A 22,325-nucleotide genomic window follows, 5' to 3' on the forward strand; every position below is an offset into this window, starting at 1 on the left:
AATATGAAAACGTTAATGTTAATTGGAAAAACAAGTTGTGGAAAAACTACTTTGACTCAAGCTTTAAACCAAGAAGAATTACAGTATAAAAAAACCCAGACAGTTGAAGTTATTGATGGCATTATAGATACTCCCGGTGAGTACATTGAAAACAGATCTTATTATAGGGCACTTATAGTTAGTTCTGTAGAAAGCGATGTAATCGCTTTGATTCAGGATTGCAGCGAGGAAGCTAATATTTTTCCTCCAAGCTTTGCTAGTATATTTGCAAAGCCAGTTATTGGAATTATTACAAAAACTGATTTGTGCTGTGATGAAAACAAGATAAAAGCAGCAGAAGAGGTTCTAATAAGCTCAGGTGTAGAAAGAATTTTTAAAGTAAGTGCTTTTGGTAAAATTGGTTTAGAAAACTTAAAGGATTATCTTATTGATTAAACTTTTCAAAAATCTATTTTTATTTTATGAGGTGAAATATGAATAAAAGAATAGTAATAGCCGATGATGAGCCTATTACAAGAATGGATTTAAAAGAAATATTAGAAGCTGAAGGATACGATGTTGTAGGAGAAGCTTCAGATGGATTTGATGCAGTAGAATTGTGTAGAAAACATTCACCTGACTTAGTGCTTATGGATATAAAGATGCCTCTTCTTGATGGACTAAATGCAGCTAAAATAATTCAAAATGAAAATTTAGGTAGTGGAGTAGTATTAATCACTGCTTATAGTGGCAAAGAGTTCGTAGAAAAAGCTACTAAGGTAGGTGCTATAGGATATATAGTTAAGCCTATAGATGAAAAATCACTTATTCCAACTTTAGAGGTAGCTATATCCAAGAGTGCAGAAATAAAAAAGATAAAAATAGAAATTGAAAAAGTTTCGAGTAAGTTAGAGGAAAGAAAAATTGTTGAAAAAGCCAAAGGCTTGTTGATGCAAAGAGATAAAATCATTGAGCAAGATGCTTATGACAATATTAGAACACTTAGTATGAAGAAGAGATGTTCAATGGGAGATATAGCCCAGGCTATAATAATGAGTTATGAATAGTGGAAATATATATGAACTATGCAAAATGTACACTAATTTAAATGAGGATGATATTTTAAAAATAGAACAAATGTCATCTTGTATTAAATCTTTTGCGGATATTCTAAATGCAGATGTTTTTATAGATTGTCCAACTAGAGAAGCTGATGAAGCAATAGTTGTAGCCCAGGCAAAACCTATTAACAGACCTTCATTGTATCAAAACACTGTAGTAGGGGAACTAGCATTAAGAGATAATGAGCCTGCTGTGCTTAGAACCTTAGATCTTGGCATAGCAACAAAAGACTTGAAGGCTCTGACTCAAGAACATATAAATGTGAGGCAAACGGTGTCACCTATAGAGAATAATAGCAAAGTTATAGGGGTTCTAATAGTAGAAAAGGACATAACAGAAAAAATAAATAAAAATAAGCATATGGAAATGTTAGCAGAAGGCTATGAGCAGCTAGCAAATACCTTAGTATCGTCTACAGAAAATGAAAATAACATAGCAGATCACTTAGAAGAAGCTATTATTATCTTTGATGAAGAAGGTGTAGTTAGGTTTAAAAATCCTATTGCGGAGTTATTATACAAAAAGCTTGGCTATAAAGAAACCTTAATAGGTATGGATTATGACAATTTAGCTTTAGATGATACTAATTTTGAGCAAGTAATGCGTTCCACCAGTTCTAATGAATGTGAAGTGCATTTAGGAAAATTGTTTTTTAAAGTTAAGAGAATAATATTAACTGATAAAAATTTAAAACTGGTTACTATGATTAGGGACATAACAATGATGAAGGAAAAAGACAAGGAATTAATTTTAAAATCTGTAGCTATTAAAGAAATTCACCATAGAGTGAAAAACAATCTACAGACTATAGCAAGTCTACTTAGACTTCAAGCAAGAAGAAGTGATAACCAGCAGACTAAAGATTCATTAAATGAAAGTATGAATAGAATTTTAAGCATAGCAGCTACCCATGAATTATTATCTCAAGAGGGTTTGGATGAAGTAAATATACAAGAAGTTATTATTAATATCAAAAATAACGCTATTAGATATTTTAATGCAGCTAATAAAAATATTGAAGTAAATTTAATTGGAGATAATTTTAAAGTAAGTTCTGATAAAGCAACCTCAATAGCCCTTGTAGTAAATGAATTACTTCAGAATTCATTGCAATATGCTTTTATAGATAAAGATTCTGGGAATATAGATCTTATAATTGAAAAAAGTAGAATATATTCTACTATTACTGTAGTTGACAATGGCACAGGTTTTGATATAAATAATGTTAGAAAAAATAGCCTAGGACTTAGCGTAGTAAATAGTATAGTTGTGGATAAGCTAAATGGGAATATTAATATAGCTTCAGATTCAGAAGGAACTAAAGTTTTATTTGATTTTAAGAATTAAGTGTTACATAAAAGATTAGATTTTTTATAAATTAATATGGATAACCGAAACACAATGATGTGTTTTTGGGGTAAGCGATGAGGCTTAAAGTTATTTTTGATAAATAACTTTAAGCCTTTTTTGTTACCAAAATTGTGTTTCTAAAAATCTATATAAACATTTGAAAAGAGGAATTAATATGAGAGAAGAAATTCTAAGTGTTGGTATAGATATTGGTACTTCCACAACACAACTTGTATTTAGCAAGTTAACTATAGAAAATTTAGCCTCAAGTTTTGCCATACCTAGAATATCCATTGTGGATAAAGAAGTTATATATAGAAGTGAAATATACTTCACCCCACTTAAATCTCAAAAGGAGATAGATGGGGAAAAGGTTCGGGAAATAGTAGAAAGAGAATATAACAGTGCGGGAATAGCTACATCAGATGTTATAACTGGGGCTGTTATAATAACCGGGGAAACTGCTAGAAAGCAAAATGCAAATGAGGTGCTGCAAAATTTAAGTGGATTAGCAGGAGATTTTGTTGTTGCCACTGCTGGACCTGATTTAGAATCAATAATCTCTGCAAAGGGTGCAGGAGCAGATAAAATTTCAGAGGATTACGACTCTACTGTAGTTAACTTGGATGTTGGTGGAGGAACTACTAATATAGCAGTTTTTAAAGAGGGAAAGCTTTTAGATACAGGATGTTTAGATATAGGTGGAAGACTTATTAAAATTGATAAGGAGTCAGGTGTCATTATATATATTGCTGAGAAGATAAAGGAACTGGCAGAGTTAAAGCATATCCATATAGAAGAAGGTGTAAAGCCTTCACTTGAAGCTTTGAATATCATAGTGGATGAAATGGTTAAACTTTTAGAGGAAAGTGTGAATATAAGATCCAAAAGCAATTTCTATGAAAGGATACTTACCAATAAGGGAATTAAGAAGGATATAGAAGTAGAGTATATTACTTTCTCTGGAGGAGTTGCTGATTATGTTTACAAAATGGACACTGAGGATATGTTTAAGTATGGAGATATAGGTGTATTACTTGGAGTGGCTATTAGTAAGTCAAACTTATGTACTAAACTTGTGGTTAAAAGATCTATAGAAACCATAAGGGCTACAGTGGTAGGAGCTGGTTCACACACCACAAATATTAGCGGAAGTACAATAACATATACAGAGGATAAGTTTCCGATTAAAAACCTTCCAATACTAAAGCTTTCAGAGGAAGAAGAAAATTCCGGTTATGAAAACATGGTAAAAGTTATAAAGGAAAAACTTAAGTGGTTTACACTTGAAAATGAGCTTCAACCTGTTGCTATAGCTATAAAAGGGAAATTAAATCCTAGCTTTGTAGAAATACAAAAATTAGGTGAAACTTTAATGGCAGGTATGGAAGATATTTTAAAATCGGATTTTCCAACTATTTTAGTAATAGAAAATGATATAGCCAAGGTTTTGGGACAAACTTTATATAGGCAGCTTGACTTTAAAAAACAAGTTATCTGTATTGACACTATAAAGGTTGAAAATGGTGACTACATAGACATAGGTAAACCTCTAGCAAATGGTAGAGTTTTACCAGTAATAATCAAAACGCTGATATTTAGTTCATAAAAAATAAGAGGGGTGAATTATCTTGAAATTAAAAACAAAGTTATTTGGAAAAGTGTATGATTTTAAATCAATAATGGAAGTTATGGCAAAGGCAAATGAAGAAAAATCAGGAGATAAGCTTGCTGGGATTGCAGCAGAATCTTCAGAGGAGCGAGTAGCGGCTAAGGTAGTTTTAAGTCATTTAACTTTAGAAGATTTAAGAAATTGCCCGGCAGTACCTTACGAAATAGATGAGGTAACTAGAATAATTCAAGATGATGTTAATGAAAAGATATACGCTGAAATTAAAAACTTAACAGTATCTGATTTTAGAGAGTGGATTCTAGATGAAAATACCACAGGAGAAAATATTAAGAGGGCTAGTCGCGGTATTACTAGTGAGATGGTAGCTGCCGTAACTAAGTTAATGTCAAATTTAGATTTGATTTATGCAGCAAAAAAGATAAGGATTACTGCACATTGTAATACAACAATAGGACTTGAGGGAACCTTGTCTGCAAGACTTCAGCCTAACCATACCACAGATAATCCACAGGGGATTTTAGCATCTCTTATGGAAGGATTAACTTATGGTGTTGGGGATGCGGTTATAGGATTAAATCCAGTAGATGATTCCGTTGAAAGTGTAATGAGAATTCTTAAAACCTTTGAGGACTTTAAGAATGAATGGGAAATTCCAACTCAAAACTGTGTACTGGCTCATGTAACAACACAAATGGAAGCTATAAGACGTGGAGCTCCTGCAGATTTAATTTTCCAAAGTATAGCAGGTTCTCAAAAAGGAAATGAAGCTTTTGGAATAACAGCAGATATGTTGGAAGAGGCAAGACAATTAGCACTTAAAGAAGGAACAGGTTCTGGTCCTAATGTAATGTATTTTGAGACAGGACAAGGATCTGAATTATCTTCAGATAGTCATTATGGTGTTGACCAATTAACTATGGAAGCAAGATGTTATGGATTTGCTAAAAGATATAGCCCATTCTTAGTAAATACTGTTGTTGGATTTATCGGACCTGAGTATTTATATGATAGCAAAGAAGTTATAAGAGCAGGTCTTGAAGATCACTTCATGGGTAAATTAACTGGAATACCAATGGGTGTTGATGCTTGTTATACAAATCATATGAAAGCAGATCAAAATGATATAGAAAATTTATCTGTACTTCTTACAGCAGCAGGATGTAACTACTTTATGGGATTACCTCATGGGGATGATATAATGCTTAACTATCAATCTACTGGATATCATGAAACAGCAACACTAAGAGATCTATTAAATTTAAGACCAATAAAAGAGTTTGATGATTGGATGGAAAAAATGGGATTCACAAAAGATGGAAAATTAACTGAAAAAGCAGGAGACGCATCTGTATTTCTTAAATAATGAGAGGAGGAATAAATAATGGTATCAGAAAACGAATTAAAAAAATTGGTTGAGCAGGTGTTATTAGATATGACATCTAAATCTAAGCCAGTGGTAGCGAAGGCTGAAAATGTTATTAATGCTGAGGTTGAAGATGGATTTATTGAGGATATTACAACTGTTGACATAAAAAAACAACTTTTAGTTCCAAATCCAGCAGATGCTAAAGGATATTTAAAAATGAAACAATCTACTCCAGCAAGATTAGGGATTTGGAGAGCGGGTCCTAGGTATAAAACAGAAACAGCTTTAAGAGTTAGAGCAGACCATGCGGCAGCTCAAGATTCAGTTTTTTCATATGTTTCAGAGGAATTCTTAAAGGAAATGAATTTATTTTCGATTAAAACAGAGTGCAAAGATAAGAATGAATATATAACAAGACCAGATTTAGGGAAAAAAATAACTTCCGAGGGTATAAAAGCTATAAAAGGTAACTGCAAAATGAGACCGCAGGTACAAATATATGTATCAGATGGATTAAGCTCAGCAGCTATAGAAGCTAATGTTCGTGACGTACTTCCAGCTATTGTGCAAGGTCTTGAGGGTTACAGAATTTCTGTAGGAACCCCCTTCTTTCTTAAAAATGGAAGAGTAGGGGCTATGGATGTAGTATCTGAAACTACAGAAGCTGAAGTTACTTGTGTACTTATAGGAGAAAGACCAGGTCTAGTTACAGCAGAAAGTATGAGTGCTTATATAGCATACAAAGCTACTGTAAATATGCCAGAAGCTAGAAGAACCGTTGTATCTAATATCCATAAAGGCGGTACGCCTCCAGTAGAAGCAGGTGCTCACCTAGCCGATATAATAAAATTAATGCTTGAAAAGAAAGCAAGTGGAGTAGATTTAAAATTATAGTAAAGAAATTATAAGTAGGAGGGCAAATATATGAAAAATGAAGCTATTCGTGCAACGGTATTAGGTGTAAAAATAATATCAAATGTTAGCCAAGATTTGGTAGAGGCTTTTAATTTATCTCCACATCATAAGAGTTTAGGAATTATAACAGCAGATATAGATGATGTTACGTATACTGCTTTAGATGAAGCCACTAAATCAGCAGAGGTAGAAATAGTGTATGCTAAATCAATGTATGCAGGTTCTGCAAATGCAAGTACAAAACTTGCAGGTGAAGTTATAGGAATAATGGCTGGTCCAAGTCCAGCAGAGGTTAGCAGTGGACTTAATTGTGCTATAGATTTCATTGGAAATGGAGCGAATTTTGTAAGTGCTAATGATGATAATTCAGTGCCATATTTTGCTCACTGCGTATCAAGGACAGGAAGTTTTTTATCCAAATCAGCAAATATTAAAGAAGGAGAGCCTTTAGCTTACTTAATAGCACCTCCACTTGAAGCTATGTATGCATTAGATGCAGCTCTGAAAGCAGCAGATGTTAAGCTCGTGACTTTCTACGGACCACCATCAGAAACTAACTTTGGTGGAGCATTGCTTACAGGAAGCCAATCAGCTTGTAAAGCTGCTTGTGATGCATTTGCAGCAGCAGTTCAATTTGTAGCTGAAAATCCTACAAGCTTTTAAAGTAGGAAAGTTATATGAATAGGAGAGCCTTAGGTTTAATTGAGGTAAAAGGCTACCTTGGTGCCATAGAAGCTGCAGATATAGCACTTAAGGCGGCTAATGTAAGTCTCATAGGTTGTGAAATAGTTAAAGGTGGTTTGGTTACTGTAAAGCTAGAAGGTGATGTTTCTTCAGTAAAAGCAGCTGTAGAGGCTGTTGAAATTGGTATGATAAAGTTAGATTTTTTAGTAGGAGTTCATGTAATTGCAAGACCAGATACATCAGTTTGGGATATGATTGAGAAAAATGTAAATACTGATGATAAAATTTATGAACACAAAAAAAATAATGAAGATTTACTACTTATTGAAAGTGAAAGCATTGAGGATGAATTTAAAAAAAACGAGAATGTAAATCAAGAAGAAAAAATACAAAGGATTAAAGAGATAGAGTTTAAAGATAATTCACTAGAAAACAGTACAAGCCTAAGAGAAGAGTTAGAGAATAAAAAAGTAAATGATCTCAGAACATTAGCAAGAAGTCTTAGCTTAGATAATATGACTAAGAAACAGATAAAATTTGCTAAAAAAGATAGGCTTGTGGAAGAGATTATATTGTTCTATCAAAGGAGGACGAAGTAGTGGATAAGGATTTAGTGTCAATTCAAGAAGTTAGAAATCTTATAGCTAACGCAAAGCTAGCACAAAAGAAATTAGGTCAAATGAGTCAAAATGAAATAGACAAAATAGTTAAAGCTATTTGTGATTCAGCTTACAATAATGCTGAGAAATTAGCTAAAATGGCAGAAGAAGAAACTGGATTTGGAAAATGGCAAGATAAGATTGTGAAAAACACCTTTGCTAGCAAATCAGTTTATGAATATATAAAAGATTTAAAAACTGTAGGAATAATAAATGAAGATAAAGATAAGAAATTAATTGAGGTAGCAGTCCCGGTAGGAGTTATTGCAGGACTTATTCCGTCAACTAATCCTACATCTACAGCTATATATAAAGCAATGATAGCTATAAAAGCAGGAAATTCAATAGTTTTCTCACCACATCCAATGGCTACAAAATGTATATTGGAAACTGTGCGAATAATATCGCAGGCAGCTGTGGCCGCAGGAGCACCAGAAGGTGCTATTGCATGTATGTCAATACCTACAATGCAAGGTACAGATCAATTAATGAAGCATAATGATATTTCATTAATACTCGCAACCGGTGGCACTCCTATGGTTAAAGCAGCTTATAGTTCAGGTAACCCAGCTATAGGTGTAGGCCCAGGAAATGGACCAGCTTTCATAGAAAAATCTGCAGATATTGCACTAGCAGTAAAGAGAATATTGGACAGTAAGACTTTTGATAACGGAACTATATGTGCCTCAGAGCAATCTATTGTAGTTGAATCTTGCACTAAAGATAAAGTAATTTCTGAATTAAAAGCGCAGGGAGCTTATTTCTTAAATAAAGAAGAGGCTGATAGACTAGCAGGATTTATACTTAGAAGTAATGGGTCAATGAATCCTCAAATAGTAGGAAAAAGTGTAGAAGCTATAGCTAAAATGGCCAACTTAAATGTTTCAACTGGAGCTAGAGTACTTATAGCCCAGGAAACAAATGTAGGGCATGATTATCCATATTCAAGAGAAAAATTAGCTCCAATTTTAGGGTTCTATTGTGAAGAAACTTGGGAAAAGGCTTGCGAAAAATGTATTGAAATATTAAACAATGAGGGAGCAGGACATACTCTCATAATTCATTCAAATAATGAAGCTATAATTAGAGAGTTTGCGCTTAAAAAGCCTGTATCAAGACTATTGGTTAATACACCAGGGTCCCTTGGTGGAATCGGAGCTACTACAAGTCTCGTACCAGCGTTAACATTAGGCTGTGGAGCAGTTGGGGGAAGTGCAACTTCTGATAATATCGGGCCTATGAATTTGATTAATATAAGAAGAATGGCTTATGGAACAGGAGAAATAGAGGATATAGTAGATAGAAATAATACTGCGAGCTCCAGTATCAAAAGTGAAAGTTTAAATGAAGACTCTATAAATCTAATAGTAGAAAAAATCATGGAAAAATTAAGAAGCCAATTATAAAAATAATTGATATAAATAAAAAATAAATTTTAGGAGGAATATAAAATGGCAAGTACAAATGCATTAGGAATGATTGAAACAAGAGGATTAATAGGTGCAATAGAGGCGGCAGATGCTATGGTTAAAGCTGCAAATGTTACATTAGTAGGGAAAGAACATATTGGTGCAGGACTAGTAACTGTAATGGTTAGAGGAGACGTTGGAGCTGTTAAAGCGGCAACTGATGCAGGAGCTGCAGCCGCAGAGAGGGTAGGAGAATTAATTTCTGTTCATGTAATTCCAAGACCACATGCTGAAGTAGATGCAATACTTCCAAAAGTAAAAGCAGAAGTAGAAGCCTAATATTTTGAAATATACTATCCCTACAGCTCAAAGAGCTATGGTGGGTAGTATGTTTATATACAACATTCTTAGCGACATTGTAGGAGGGAAGTCTCCGCCAAGTCGTTAATATTGCAGCACCGCAGGTGATGATTAAGGGGATGTGAGTTATATGAGTTTGATAACCGAAAGTGAACTAAGAAAACAACTTAAAAATACGGATATTAAAGAATTTGAAGTAGCAAAGGGGGTTATTATTACACCATCTGCAAAACAATATCTGCAAGATAAAAATATTAAATTGGTAATTGTGGATACCTTAGGTGCCAGTAAACAAGATGATTCTAAAAGTGAAAAAGAAGACGAAGGAAAGACTTTTCGGAAATATATTTGCATTCAGGGTGGTTATTTAGAGGAAAAACCAGAGCATATGACACAGTTATATGGAAACAAATTAGTACCTAAAGATCATAGGAGGATAGAGTTTAGAGGGAGACTCGATAGTCTTGAATCTAATATTTTAGAAACTCAAGTTCTAGCTTCAAAGCTTCAAAATGAAGGGGTAGTAAAAGATTTAGAACAAATTCTAAATTTTGTACGGAATATATTAAGGGCAGAAGTATTAGAAGAAAAGCTTCCTGAATTCTCGCTACTGGGAATGAGTGAGAATGACCTTCGCGAAATATCACATAATCCTAAAAAGTACTTTAATATGGATCATTTTATGCCTAGTTATAAAATGGGTGAAATAGTTATTGCACTTAACTCCATAAGAAGTAATACAAGGGAAGTTGAAGTATATGGATTTAAGGCGTTTAAAGATATTGATGGGGAGATAACAAGAAATGATATTATGAAATATTTAAATAGATTAAGTAGCTGTTTATATATAATGATGTTTAAGTTTTTATCAGGAAAATATAAATAGAGGAGATGCTTTTATGACAGATATGAACATTGAATATATTGTAGAACAAGTAATAAAAAGAGTAAGTGAAAAGCTGCGAGTTATCGTAGAGGCTTCGGGAAGACATGTTCACCTTTCAAGAGAAAGTATTGATCTATTATTTGGAACGGATTATAAATTAACAAAGGCAAAGGAATTATCACAACCAGGACAATATAGCTGCAGCGAAAGAGTTAGTATAACTGGACCTAAAGGAACAATTAAAAATGTGGTTATACTTGGACCAGAAAGAAGTCAAACCCAGGTAGAAATATCTAAAACTGATGGTCTTATTTTAGGGGTAAAAGCCCCAATTCGCGAATCTGGAAAACTAGAAGGTACTTCAGGTATAACCATAACTACAGAAAAAGCTTCTTTAACAATTAAAGAAGGTTTAATTGTTGCAAAGCGCCATATACATCTATCACCAGAAGATGCAAAGCTATTTAAGGTAGGTGATAAAGAAATAGTAAAGGCTGAGGTATCTGGAGAAAGACCATTAATTTTTGATGATGTTGTAATCAGGGTAAGTAGTGAATATAAGAGTACTATGCACATAGATTATGATGAAGCAAATGCTTGTGGATATATTAAGGGCTCTACTGCAAAAATTGTAAAATAGAATTCTTGTTTTAAAAATTATTATTCTTATATAAAGGAAGTGATTTAAGTGGAGATGGAAAAATTAGTGGAAATGATCACGAGAGAAGTTATGAAGAGAATTACCAGCAGTGCAAATAGCATGGTAACCCAAAAGAAAAAGGTATTAGTAATAAGTTCATGTGAAGAAGAATTAAGAGAAGTTAAAGAGCTTTTAGAATATAAATATGAGGTTATTGTTTATGATGGGGAAGATATAAATTTGAAAAACTATGAAAGTATAATAGTTACAAATTTATGTAACAAAGGCTTATCATCAATGGCACTTGGTTTATGCAATGATAAGTCACAAGAACTGATAGTAGAGGCTCTTTTTAAGGGTAAGAGGGTTTATGTATTAAAAGAGGGAATACAATATAGAAAATATTCAACAAAGGCTAATGAAGCACTATATAATTTATATAGTCAATATGAATGCAAAATCATGTCCTATGGAGCGATTATAGTAAATGAAAAAGATTTATTGAAAAGCATGGAAATAGGTGCAGATTGCAATGAGAAGTCAGTGCAAAAAGATTGCTTAGTAGAATCAGGCAGTGATATTCATAGTAAAAGTGAAGTGCCATCTAAATCCTTGCTTTTAGAAAATAGTGTGCAATCTCATCAAGTAGTAGAAATAAGTAACAAAAGACTTATTACAGAATCAGACCTTAGAAAATTATATATGAATGGGATAAAGGAAGTAAACTTAATTAAGAAGGCTATATTAACCCCACTGGCTCAAGACTTTATAAGAATAAACCAATTAAAAATAAATAGAGTATAGGATTATTTTAAAATAGTTTAGTAGATGAATGATTAATCAGAATAGCTTGCAAATACAATGAAGGGGGACAGTTAATGATCATTGGTAAAGTTATAGGAAGTGTTTGGGCTACAAGAAAAGATGAAAAATTAAATGGATTAAAATTCTTGGTGATAGAACCATCTAAATCTGCAACTGGTAAGGAAAGCACAATTTTTGTTGCCGCAGATATAGTAGGTGCTGGAATTGGGGATAATGTATTAGTAACTAAAGGTAGCGCTGCAAGGGCATCACTACATATAAAAGATGCACCTGTGGATGCTGTTATAGTGGGTATAATAGATAGTTTAGAAGTTGATGAAGAATTTCTAAAATAATAAAATGGAAAAATTATAAAAATAATATTTATCTTTAAAAAAACATTTATGGTAAGGGGGACAAAAATATGGGAATAAATGAAATTATTATTTATATAATGGTTGTTTTTATGGTTTTAGGTGCGATCGATAAGTGCATAGGAAATAAATTTGGGTTAGGGCAACAATTTGAAGAGGGTTTTATGGCAATGGGTTCATTAACTATAGCCATGGTGGGTGTAGTTTGTTTAGCACCAGTACTTGCTAGTGTATTAAAACCTGTAATAGTTCCAATTTACACTGCACTCGGTGCAGATCCATCAATGTTTGCTACTACTTTACTTGCTTGCGATATGGGAGGATATCCTCTTGCAAAAGAACTTGCACAAACAGCTCAGGCGGCAAGTTTCTCAGGTGTAATTATAGGGTCTATGATGGGACCAACTATTGTATTTACTATACCAGTTGCTCTTGGAATAATTAGAAAAGAAGACCATAAGTTTTTAGCAACAGGCGTACTTGCAGGAATAATAACAATTCCTATAGGAGCATTTATAGGAGGACTTATAGCTGGCTTTGGAGTAATAATGGTACTTAAAAACCTTGTACCAATAATAATAGTTGCAGCACTTCTTGCTATAGGATTATGGAGAATTCCTGAAAAAATGATAAAAGGCTTTACTGTTTTTGGAAAAGGGGTAGTTGTGGTTATAACAATAGGTCTCGCGGCAATAATAATAAAAACTCTAACAGGAGTAGTTCTTATTCCTGGTATGGCACCATTATCTGATGGTATAGCTATAGTAGGATCTATTGCAATAGTACTTGCAGGAGCCTTCCCAATGGTTTTTGTTATAACAAAAGTATTTAAAAAACCTCTTATGAAGCTTGGTTCATTACTAGGTATGAATGATATTGCAGCAGCAGGTATGGTGGCAAGTCTTGCAAATAGTATACCAATGTTTGGAATGATGAAGGACATGGATGATAGAGGTAAGATAATAAACGTTGCATTTGCAGTTAGTGCAGCTTTCGTATTTGGAGATCATTTAGGTTTTGTTGCTGGAGTAGAGAAAGGAATGATATTCCCTATGATAGTTGCAAAATTAGTTGGTGGAGTTACAGCAGTTGCTTTAGCTTGTTTTATACTTTCAAAAAATATATCTTCAAATAGTAAAAGAGATAGGTCTGTTAAAGCATAATATTATATAATAATAAAGCACACTCAAATAAATATAATAGTATTTCGATTTCTAATTATTTGAAGGTGCTTAAATGGAGGAGTTAAAATGGAAAATATAGATGCAAAATTAATTGAAGACATGGTTAGAAAAATAATAATAGAAACTTTATCAAAGGAAAAATGTGAATTTGAAAAGCACATAGATCCTAGTGGTATAATGTCAGTAAAATTAAACACTGTAAAACTGGATAAGTTTGATACTGGCAAAGAGGGAGATGACGTACTTTTAAAGGATGTTTTAACACTAGAAGAAAGTCCAAGACTTGGATGTGGACTTATGGAAATGAAAGAGACTTGCTTTGATTGGACATTAAAATATGATGAAATAGATTATGTTATAGATGGAACTTTAGAAGTAAACATTGATGGAAGAAAAGTTGTAGCCAATAAGGGTGAAATAATTTTAATTCCTAAAAACTCTAAAATTCAATTCAGTGTTCCAAATTATGCAAAGTTTATGTATGTAACATATCCTGCTAATTGGGCGGAGTTAGAGTAGACACTTTTTAATTTAAAGGGTACTACCTCATAATATAAATATAAACAAATTAAATATGTAATAATTAGAAGGAATTTGCAAAGACATAGAGAATATACATATTATATTATATTATATTATATTATATTATATTATATTATATTATATTATATTATAGAGGAGAGTATCATATGGAATTGAGTAAACTAGAAAATCAGATAATAATTGATATTTATGATGCTGATATGCTACCAGGAATGCCATTTGAAATTCAAAATTATAAATTAGAAGAGAAAGATCCCCATGACAAGAAACAAGAGTTTGCTTTCCATTTAAGAAAATTAAAAAGGTTAGGCTTTATAAAATATGAAGAAGCGGAAGCTTTTTTAAAAGGTGGCAGCCATAGCATAAAATATGATAATAATGTAAAAAAAGTTTGTGAGGATAAAATACACATAGATTTTGAAGGAATTAGATTGGTAGAACAGGCTAATAAAACCATATGACAAAGTCAAAAGAAGAATTCCAATAATGGAGTTCTTTTTTTATAAATAGTATTTAAGGGAAGAATTATTGAACAAGGAGAAAAAAACAAGGTTCTTAAGTTTCCAGCGCACAAATTGTTAAGAAAGATATATTTAGGAGTGATGAAAATGATAAAAACTGCAATATTAACTATGAGTGATAAAGGTTCTAGAGGAGAAAGAATTGATGGAACAGGGCCTGCACTTAGAAGAGAATTAGAAGATAAGGGATTTATTATAAGCTACTATAAAATGATTCCTGATGAAAAACAGGAAATAGAAAGTGAACTTATTTATTTATGTGATGAGCTTAAGGTGGATTTAATTTTAACTAATGGAGGAACGGGGTTTTCACAAAGAGATGTCACTCCAGAGGCAACTCAAAATGTAATTGAGAAATATGTACCAGGTATTGGTGAAGCTATGAGAATGAAATCCCTTGCTATTACACCAAAGGCCATGCTTTCAAGAAGTATTGCAGGGATTCGCAAAAAAACCTTAATTATTAATCTTCCCGGCAGCCCAAAAGCTGCGGTGGAAAATCTAGGATTTATATTGCCTGCAATTCCACATGGGATTGAAATACTTAAAGGAGAGGCTAGTGAATGCGCTAGAACCTAACCAGTGGGCTGCAACTTAAGATAAAATACTGAACTAAAGTGCTTGGGGGAAATTATTGAAGTTTAGGAGGGGTTTTTATGAGAGATACTTATGGAAGAAACATAAATTATTTAAGGGTATCGGTAACTGATAGATGTAATTTAAGGTGTGTGTATTGTATGCCAGAAGAGGGCATCAAGAGTTTAAAACATGAAGATATTTTGCGTTTTGAAGATACTTTAAAAATTGTAAGGGCAGCCACGGCACTAGGTATTAATAAAATAAGATATACTGGTGGAGAACCACTAGTTATGAAGGATATAGACAAACTAATATATGAAACTTCTAAACTACCAGGAATAAATGACATTGCCATAACTACAAATGGTATTTTACTATCTGATATGGCAGGGGATTTAAAAAAGGCAGGGCTTAAAAGAGTTAATATTAGCCTTGATACCCTTAATAGTGAAAAGTATAAAAGCATAACAAGAGTAGGAAATTTAGATAAAGTAATGGAAAGTATAGATAAGTGTTTATCACTTGGATTAAAACCTGTTAAAATAAATACGGTATTAATGCGAGGCATAAACGATGTAGAGTTTGAGAATTTTTTAAATTTAACTCGTGAATTACCAGTAGAAATAAGGTTTATAGAGCTTATGCCTATAGGGGAAGGTATTAAGATCTATGAAAAAAACAATTTAAGCTTTATGGAGATGCTAGGACTTCATCCAGAGCTCACTAAAATTGGAACTGAAAAAAGTAGCACTGCGGAGTTGTACAAGCTAACTGGTGCAAAAGGAAAGATTGGGTTCATTAGTCCAGTAAGTTGTAAATTTTGTGGGGATTGTAATAAAATAAGACTTACTTCCACAGGAACAATTAAGCCTTGTCTTCATTCAAAGGAAGAGATAAACCTTAGGAAATATCTCAATAATGAAAAGATGCTTACAAATGCAATAAAATCGGCAATTGAGAGTAAACCACTTGAACATCATCTGCGAGAGGAAAGTGCTAGTAGAAGTGTTAAGGGAATGTCCCAAATAGGGGGCTAAATAAAAAGGAGGTAGAAAATGGAACTTACCCATATAAATGAAGAAGGAAGAGCAAAGATGGTGGATGTATCTGCAAAGTGCGATACTATCCGGGAAGCTATAGCAGTTGGGTCAATATCTATGAAAAGAGAAACCCTAGAAAGAATAAGTGAAGGGTCTATTTCAAAGGGAGATGTACTAGCTGTAGCACAGGTTGGAGGAATTATGGGTGCGAAAAGTACTTCGCAAATAATACCAATGTGCCATGCTATAATGATATCTGGCTGCGATATTAGTTTTAAAATAGACTTTGAAAATAATAAGATTGAAATAACTGCTACAACTAAAACTGTAGGAAAAACAGGAATTGAAATGGAAGCACTAACTGCGGTATCTGTTGCAGCGCTAACAATTTATGATATGTGCAAGGCAATTGATAGGGAAATGGTTATAAATAATATTATGCTCGCGCGAAAAAGTGGGGGGAAATCAGGAATATTCGAAAGGAAGGGATTGTAATGGCAAAGGTTACTGCTGTAAATATAAGTGAGAAAAAAGGTGTAGTAAAACATCCTATAGAAAGTGGATTTTTAAAAATTGATCATGGGATTGTTGGAGATGCACATGCTGGAAATTGGCATAGACAGGTTAGTTTTCTTGGAGAAGAGAGCATTGATAAAATGAGAGCTGCTGGAGTAGAAGGCTTATCTTCCGGAAAGTTCGCTGAAAATATTACTACAGAGGGAATAGTTTTGTACGAGCTTCCTGTGGGAACTAAACTTAAAATAGGAGAAGTAGTTTTAGAGGTAACACAAATAGGAAAGGAATGTCATAAAGGCTGTGAAATCATGAAATTAGTTGGCGATTGCATAATGCCTAGAGAAGGCATATTTGCGAGAGTGCTTACAGAGGGATATATCAAAGCTGGAGATGATATTGTAGTGGAGGCATAGTATTATGGATGCACGCAGTATAGATGCAATAAAATGGAGTTAAAACCTGGAAATTTATTTAATACTAAGGTGATAGAAGGTAAGGAATTATGGAGAAAGTTCAATTTTTTGAATAGGAAGAGGATAATAGTTAAATTTTATAAACCTCATGATTATGTTTTATAATCATGGGGTTTTGTTGTGCACCCAAACCTGGGAGCAATATAACGGATTTAAGTCCCCAGGGATGGTTATTTGTATATTACTAATTAAATTTTCATAAAATCAACAAATATGTAAAAAAGGTTGTTATAATTAATTTTGAAGTCACATTATATTATTATTCTCATAATAAGATAGGGGGAGAGTTATGATATTTATAAATCATAATAATACCAATATATATTTTAATCATGCTGCTGAGCAATATGTATTAGAAAATATTGAGGATGAATGTTTTATGCTATGGAGAAATGAGCCAAGCATATTAATAGGAAGAAATCAAAACACTATGGCAGAAATAAACACAGAATATGTAAAAGAAAAGGGCATAAAAATAGTGAGAAGATTAACTGGAGGTGGAGCTGTCTATAATGATTTAGGTAATATAAATTTCACATTTATAGGCAAATCTTCCGAAAATGTTGTTGAGAATTTCAGAAAATTCACAAAACCTATATTAGAAGCTTTAATTGCTTTAGGTGTAAAAGCTGAATTTTCAGGTAGGAATGATTTGGTTATAGAGGGGAAAAAATTTTCAGGTAATGCTCAGTATTATTATAAAAATAAGGTTTTACACCATGGAACATTACTGTTTTTAACTTCTATGACAGAGTTATCAAAAGCACTTAAGGTAAATCCATTAAAATTTAAAGAAAAATCTGTTAAATCCGTGGAATCTAGGGTAACAAATATAAGTGAGCATTTAAATAATAATATGAATGTGATGGATTTTAAAAAATATATAGTAGATTATGTAATGAAGTCTTTTGCTGAAAAAGAATTGTACGAATTTTCCGGAAAAGAATTAAAAGAAATAGATGAAATAGCAAAGAATAGATTTTCTACTTGGCAGTGGAATTTTGGGAATTCGCCTAAATATAGTTATTCAAAACAAGCAAGGTGTGGTGGAAGTACTATCCAAGTTAATTTCAACGTTGAAAAGGGATACATAAAAAAAATGAAACTTTACGGAGACTTCTTTTTTAAGAAAGATATAAAGTCATTGGAAGATAAATTTAAAGAAATTAAGCATAGCGAAGAAAATATAAAAGAGATTTTAGACAATATTGATATTAATGAATATATAAATGGGATAAAAAATGAAGAGATTTTAAGCCTTATGTTTTAACAAATAATTAATTTAGGGGTGGCATATGTATAAAAGAAAACCGGAATGGTTAAAGATAAAACTTCAATCTAATGATAATACAAAAAAGGTTAATGTAATTAAAAGAACTTTAAATTTAAATACAGTTTGTGATGAGGCTAATTGTCCTAATAAATTAGAGTGTCACAGTAAAGGAACTGCAACATTTATGATACTTGGTCGTGTGTGTACAAGGAATTGTGGCTTCTGTAATGTGAAAACGGGTAAAGGTGAATATGTAGATATTGGAGAACCAATTCGTGTAGCACAAGCTGTAAAGCAATTAGAGCTTAAGCATGCAGTTATAACCTCTGTTACACGTGATGATTTAGAGGATGGCGGAGCAAGTCAATTTGCAGCAGTAATAAGAGAGATTAGAAAAATAACACCAGATACAACAATAGAAGTTCTTATTCCAGATTTAAAAGGTAATTGGGAGGCCTTAAAGGTGATTTTAGATGAAAAACCAGAGATATTGAACCATAATATTGAGACAATATCAAATTTATATAAAAGGGTAAAACCGCAAGGCATATATACTCGTTCATTAGAACTTTTGAGGAAAGTAAAAGAGATTGATAGGAGTATATTTACTAAATCAGGATTTATGGTAGGTCTAGGGGAAAAAGAGGAAGAGGTTATAGAATTATTAAAGGATTTAAGAGAATATCAATGTGATATAGTTACAATTGGTCAATATCTTCAGCCGTCAAAAGATCATATTGAACTTGTAGAATACGTTCATCCAGATATGTTTAAAAAATATAAGGATATAGGAATGAGGATGGGATTTAGGTATATTGCATCATCGCCATTAGTTAGAAGTTCCTATAATGCAGCTGAAGCTTTAAATTCTAATATTTTGTAGTGCTTATGAAACCAAGTTATACCGAAGGGCATGCAGCTTTATTGGAAAGACAACATAACTTAAATTAAAATTATTAACATAGAAATAGGACTTTATTACTAAAAATTAAAAAAATACCTTTTAAATACTGTTAATTATTAGAAATGTAGGAATATTGGAGGAACATAACAACTAAATATAACCCCCGTGATTATAGTTTTATAATCATGGGGGTTATATTTTTGTTATAAAAAGGTTTAATTGGCAAATAAATTATAAAATAAAAAAGTTTGGAATAAATAAATGGAATTATAAGAAAAAATGGATTATGATGTCGAATTAAACATAAAAATAGATACTATTAGTGCAAGAAAATAACTATAGTACAAAAGTTTCAAAAAACTCGGGGATATAATGCAGTAAAATATTTAAAATTATGCCATAGAAAGATGTCTTGTTCAGTTATTATTAACATAAAGTGAAATAGTACTTCCAGACCGCAACATATTGTTAATGAAAACGCTTCAAAGAAATTTGTAATTTACTATGTAAAGAAAAAAGGGGGAGGTAGCAGTAATCACGGGTGCGAATAATATTCCTTTTGATTTTTTAAGCCCCATTCAGGGATTAAGTACTAAAGGCCCTGTAGCTATTATTAAATCCGTAGGTAAGATGATTTGTGCATCAATGAATATTGGAACTTATTATGTCTGTTCTAGAATACACGTAAAGGTCTGAAAGACTTTATTAAAATGAGGTTTTTTGGAAAAACAACAAAATATTGGAGGTAATATTATGTCAGAAGCAGTAGCTAATTCGACTGCAGTCGTTGCTAAAAAAAAGTTATTATCAGGATTTTTTAGAAAAGGAGTTACAATTGGTTTGTTCTCAGGATTTTCATATGGATTATTCTCAGCATTTTTGGCATATGCTATGACGCAGGGGGTTTGGAGCGATTGGTTTGGAGCAAATACAGCTGGTTTATCTTCATTTGCTCTTGTATATATGCTTGGTGCACTTGGTTGTGGCGTAAATGATACTTGTAGTGCAGTTTGGGCATTAGGTATGGCAGGAATTCGCGGCAAACTTGGAGATTTCTTTAGAACTCTTAATACTAAACCGGGTCGCATGATTATGTTAGCTGCACTTATGGGAGGCCCTATTGCTAATTCAGCTTATGTTATTGGTCTTGCATCAGCTGGTTCAATTATTGTTCCGATTTCTGCCCTTTGCCCAGCTATTGGCGCTATTTTAGGTAGAGTTTTATACAAACAACCATTAACAAAACGTATGATTTTAGGAATTGGTATCTGTGTTTCTGCAAGTGCTTTGATTGGTATCTCAAGTATTACTGGAGGTGCACAAAAGGGTGTAGGGATAGGTATTATAGCTGCTATTATAGCTGCGCTTGGCTGGGGTATTGAAGGCTGTATAGCTGGTTATAGTACAGCAATGGTAGATTCAGAGATTGGTATTGCTATTCGTCAGACAACATCAGGCCTTGCAAATTTAATTATATTTATTCCTATCATAGCTATAGTAGGAGGAAATGCAGGTCTTTCATTCCATGTTATTGGTCAAGCATTTACAAGCGGTCCTGCTATGATTTGGTTTGCAGTTAGTGGTCTTTGTGCTTATCTTTCATTTATGAGTTGGTATAAGGGCTCTAGTATGACTGGTGTTGCGCTTGGTATGGCAACTAATGGTACTTATTCTTTCTTCGGACCATTCTGCTGCTGGATAATACTTGGTGTGGGGTTCGGGATAAAAGGTTGGTCACTCTCTCCTATATCTTGGATTTGTGCTGTATTAATGGCAATTGGTATTTTGATAATCGCAGTAAATCCAATGGATTTACTTAAGAAAAAGGAGGCGTAATTCTATGAAACCACTTAATTATGCTATTTTAAAACATTTTACAAAAATTGAAGGAGCATGTGCAGACGACGTTATTGAAGCTTTAAAAGGTCAATATGGTAACTTCAAAGCTTTTAATAAAGATGCTGTTACTGCAGCTTTAATGACAGCTGAAGCGAATGGTCTTCTTGAAGAAAAAAGTTTTGGTATGGATAAGTCCGGTAATTTAAGGATTTACTATCATGCAAATGATGAAGGCGCAGCTACAATTAATAACTACATTAAGGACTAATAATTTTTGTATTTGTATTATTTTAATCACATTTAAGAAAGAAAGTCTCCTACTTATGTAAGTGGGAGGCTAAATCTCCTTTAATATCTTGAGTAAAAATAAAAAATAATACTATTAGTGCAAGAATGTAACGATAGTACAAAAACTTCAAAAAAACTGGTGGATATAATGCGGTAAAATAGCGCACTTTATGCCATGAAAAAATGCCTTGTTCAGTTATTATTAACATAAAGTGAAATGGTAGTTGAGTTGGTAATAGTGTGATAAAGAAAACGTTTTAGAATGTCTTGCTTAGTAAAGTTAAATTCTGAGGGAGTCAAGACCCTTAATAAGTAAGTGTCTAAAAGATTCCAGAAAATATAATATAAAAGGAGGAATATTTAGTGAGGTATTATGGAGAAGAAGCATTAGGCCTTGTTGAAACATTAGGGATGGTACCTGCAATTGAGGCGGCAGACAAAATGCTTAAGGCTGCCAATGTTGAATTGGTAGCATATGAAAATATAGGTTCCACTCTGGTTACAATTATGGTAAAGGGTGATATTGCTGCCGTTAAGGCGTCTGTAGAAGCAGGAGCTGAGGCAGCTACAGCAATAGGTACATTAACAGCACAAAATGTTATGCCAAGACCGATTAAAGATATTGGAGATATTGTTTCAGTATATGACATCGATGCAAAGGAAATACCACAGGCGAGTAGTTACAGAGCTTTAGGTTTAATAGAAACATTTGGTATAGTTTTTGCTTTAGAGGCTGCAGATGCAATGTGTAAAGCTGCAAATGTTGAATTGATTGGTTTTGAAAATGTAGCTTCTGGTTATATTTCGGTGTTAGTTCGTGGAGACGTAGGTGCATGTAGATCAGCTGTAGATACTGGCGTAAAAGCTGTATTAGATATGAGTGCTGAAGTTTATAGCTCAGTTGTTATTGCAAGTCCACACCCGGACCTTGAAAAAATTATTGCACTTTATTCACTTGAAACACTGAATCCTTAATATTTGGCT

26 protein-coding genes and 1 pseudogene are annotated in these 22,325 nt (G+C 32.9%); all 27 read left to right on the forward strand.

All coding sequences use genetic code 11. The features are described from left to right. Positions 1-3 precede the first annotated feature (3 nt). Positions 4-435 (forward strand): EutP/PduV family microcompartment system protein, encoded by a 432-nt coding sequence (locus Ctaglu_RS02170; protein ID WP_124997609.1) that lies wholly within the window; start codon positions 4-6, stop codon positions 433-435. Positions 436-473: 38 nt separating this feature from the next. Continuing rightward, entirely contained in the window at positions 474-1,046 is a 573-nt protein-coding gene (locus tag Ctaglu_RS02175) for an ANTAR domain-containing response regulator (protein WP_124997611.1), read from the forward strand. Then, a complete protein-coding gene (locus Ctaglu_RS02180; RefSeq protein ID WP_124997613.1) occupies positions 1,039-2,448 on the forward strand; it encodes a sensor histidine kinase in 1,410 nt (469 codons plus the stop codon). Before Ctaglu_RS02175 ends, Ctaglu_RS02180 begins: the two co-directional genes overlap by 8 nt. Positions 2,449-2,626: 178 nt before the next feature. Beyond that, complete coding sequence (gene eutA / locus Ctaglu_RS02185; RefSeq protein WP_124997615.1) at positions 2,627-4,060, forward strand: ethanolamine ammonia-lyase reactivating factor EutA; 1,434 nt, start codon at positions 2,627-2,629, stop codon at positions 4,058-4,060. Between the two features lie 22 nt (positions 4,061-4,082). Next, positions 4,083-5,447, forward strand: coding sequence for an ethanolamine ammonia-lyase subunit EutB (locus Ctaglu_RS02190; RefSeq protein WP_124997617.1), 1,365 nt, complete (start codon positions 4,083-4,085; stop codon positions 5,445-5,447). Between the two features lie 18 nt (positions 5,448-5,465). Beyond that, positions 5,466-6,344: an ethanolamine ammonia-lyase subunit EutC gene (eutC, locus tag Ctaglu_RS02195; RefSeq protein ID WP_124997619.1), complete on the forward strand. Its 879-nt coding sequence runs from the start codon at positions 5,466-5,468 to the stop codon at positions 6,342-6,344. Positions 6,345-6,374: 30 nt separating this feature from the next. Continuing rightward, positions 6,375-7,028, forward strand: coding sequence for an ethanolamine utilization microcompartment protein EutL (gene eutL, locus Ctaglu_RS02200; RefSeq protein ID WP_124997621.1), 654 nt, complete (start codon positions 6,375-6,377; stop codon positions 7,026-7,028). Between the two features lie 14 nt (positions 7,029-7,042). After that, positions 7,043-7,648 carry a BMC domain-containing protein gene (locus tag Ctaglu_RS02205; RefSeq protein ID WP_124997623.1) on the forward strand — a complete coding sequence of 202 codons (606 nt, stop codon included), beginning with the start codon at positions 7,043-7,045 and terminating at the stop codon, positions 7,646-7,648. Beyond that, positions 7,648-9,114 (forward strand): acetaldehyde dehydrogenase (acetylating), encoded by a 1,467-nt coding sequence (locus tag Ctaglu_RS02210; RefSeq protein ID WP_207669439.1) that lies wholly within the window; start codon positions 7,648-7,650, stop codon positions 9,112-9,114. The genes Ctaglu_RS02205 and Ctaglu_RS02210 overlap by 1 nt, the downstream gene beginning before the upstream one ends. Before the next feature lie 45 nt (positions 9,115-9,159). Beyond that, positions 9,160-9,456 (forward strand): BMC domain-containing protein, encoded by a 297-nt coding sequence (locus tag Ctaglu_RS02215; RefSeq protein ID WP_124997627.1) that lies wholly within the window; start codon positions 9,160-9,162, stop codon positions 9,454-9,456. A gap of 151 nt (positions 9,457-9,607) precedes the next feature. After that, positions 9,608-10,363 (forward strand): cobalamin adenosyltransferase family protein, encoded by a 756-nt coding sequence (locus Ctaglu_RS02220; protein ID WP_124997629.1) that lies wholly within the window; start codon positions 9,608-9,610, stop codon positions 10,361-10,363. 13 nt (positions 10,364-10,376) lie between these two features. Continuing rightward, complete coding sequence (eutD, locus tag Ctaglu_RS02225; RefSeq protein ID WP_124997631.1) at positions 10,377-11,003, forward strand: ethanolamine utilization phosphate acetyltransferase EutD; 627 nt, start codon at positions 10,377-10,379, stop codon at positions 11,001-11,003. Between the two features lie 66 nt (positions 11,004-11,069). Next, positions 11,070-11,807: a hypothetical protein gene (locus Ctaglu_RS02230; protein ID WP_148097578.1), complete on the forward strand. Its 738-nt coding sequence runs from the start codon at positions 11,070-11,072 to the stop codon at positions 11,805-11,807. 74 nt (positions 11,808-11,881) lie between these two features. Then, entirely contained in the window at positions 11,882-12,163 is a 282-nt protein-coding gene (locus tag Ctaglu_RS02235; protein ID WP_124997635.1) for a EutN/CcmL family microcompartment protein, read from the forward strand. 68 nt (positions 12,164-12,231) lie between these two features. After that, positions 12,232-13,344: an ethanolamine utilization protein EutH gene (gene eutH / locus Ctaglu_RS02240; RefSeq protein ID WP_124997637.1), complete on the forward strand. Its 1,113-nt coding sequence runs from the start codon at positions 12,232-12,234 to the stop codon at positions 13,342-13,344. 87 nt (positions 13,345-13,431) lie between these two features. Then, a complete protein-coding gene (locus Ctaglu_RS02245) occupies positions 13,432-13,884 on the forward strand; it encodes a EutQ-related cupin domain-containing protein (RefSeq protein WP_124997639.1) in 453 nt (150 codons plus the stop codon). Between the two features lie 170 nt (positions 13,885-14,054). Further along, complete coding sequence (locus tag Ctaglu_RS02250; protein ID WP_124997641.1) at positions 14,055-14,369, forward strand: hypothetical protein; 315 nt, start codon at positions 14,055-14,057, stop codon at positions 14,367-14,369. A 147-nt stretch (positions 14,370-14,516) separates the two neighbouring features. Beyond that, entirely contained in the window at positions 14,517-15,008 is a 492-nt protein-coding gene (locus tag Ctaglu_RS02255) for a MogA/MoaB family molybdenum cofactor biosynthesis protein (protein WP_124997643.1), read from the forward strand. Between the two features lie 77 nt (positions 15,009-15,085). Next, positions 15,086-16,045: a GTP 3',8-cyclase MoaA gene (gene moaA, locus Ctaglu_RS02260; RefSeq protein ID WP_124997645.1), complete on the forward strand. Its 960-nt coding sequence runs from the start codon at positions 15,086-15,088 to the stop codon at positions 16,043-16,045. Positions 16,046-16,063: 18 nt separating this feature from the next. Beyond that, positions 16,064-16,543, forward strand: a complete 480-nt coding sequence (gene moaC / locus Ctaglu_RS02265) for a cyclic pyranopterin monophosphate synthase MoaC (protein ID WP_124997647.1) — start codon at positions 16,064-16,066, stop codon at positions 16,541-16,543. Further along, positions 16,543-16,977: an MOSC domain-containing protein gene (locus tag Ctaglu_RS02270; protein ID WP_124997649.1), complete on the forward strand. Its 435-nt coding sequence runs from the start codon at positions 16,543-16,545 to the stop codon at positions 16,975-16,977. The genes moaC and Ctaglu_RS02270 overlap by 1 nt, the downstream gene beginning before the upstream one ends. 349 nt (positions 16,978-17,326) lie before the next feature. After that, entirely contained in the window at positions 17,327-18,307 is a 981-nt protein-coding gene (lplA, locus tag Ctaglu_RS02275) for a lipoate--protein ligase (RefSeq protein WP_124997651.1), read from the forward strand. A gap of 25 nt (positions 18,308-18,332) precedes the next feature. Next, entirely contained in the window at positions 18,333-19,193 is an 861-nt protein-coding gene (gene lipA, locus Ctaglu_RS02280; protein WP_124997653.1) for a lipoyl synthase, read from the forward strand. Positions 19,194-19,967: 774 nt separating this feature from the next. After that, positions 19,968-21,050 carry a DMT family transporter gene (locus Ctaglu_RS02285; RefSeq protein WP_124997655.1) on the forward strand — a complete coding sequence of 361 codons (1,083 nt, stop codon included), beginning with the start codon at positions 19,968-19,970 and terminating at the stop codon, positions 21,048-21,050. Positions 21,051-21,054: 4 nt separating this feature from the next. Next, entirely contained in the window at positions 21,055-21,321 is a 267-nt protein-coding gene (locus Ctaglu_RS02290; protein ID WP_124997657.1) for a hypothetical protein, read from the forward strand. 383 nt (positions 21,322-21,704) lie between these two features. After that, positions 21,705-21,998, forward strand: a pseudogene (locus tag Ctaglu_RS25830) (BMC domain-containing protein); the annotation flags it as partial. A gap of 6 nt (positions 21,999-22,004) precedes the next feature. Further along, positions 22,005-22,316: a BMC domain-containing protein gene (locus Ctaglu_RS25745; protein WP_226099128.1), complete on the forward strand. Its 312-nt coding sequence runs from the start codon at positions 22,005-22,007 to the stop codon at positions 22,314-22,316. The last annotated feature ends 9 nt before the right edge of the window (positions 22,317-22,325 follow it).

This window comes from Clostridium tagluense (assembly GCF_003865095.1).
Taxonomy (GTDB): Bacteria; Bacillota; Clostridia; order Clostridiales; family Clostridiaceae; genus Clostridium_AD; species Clostridium_AD tagluense.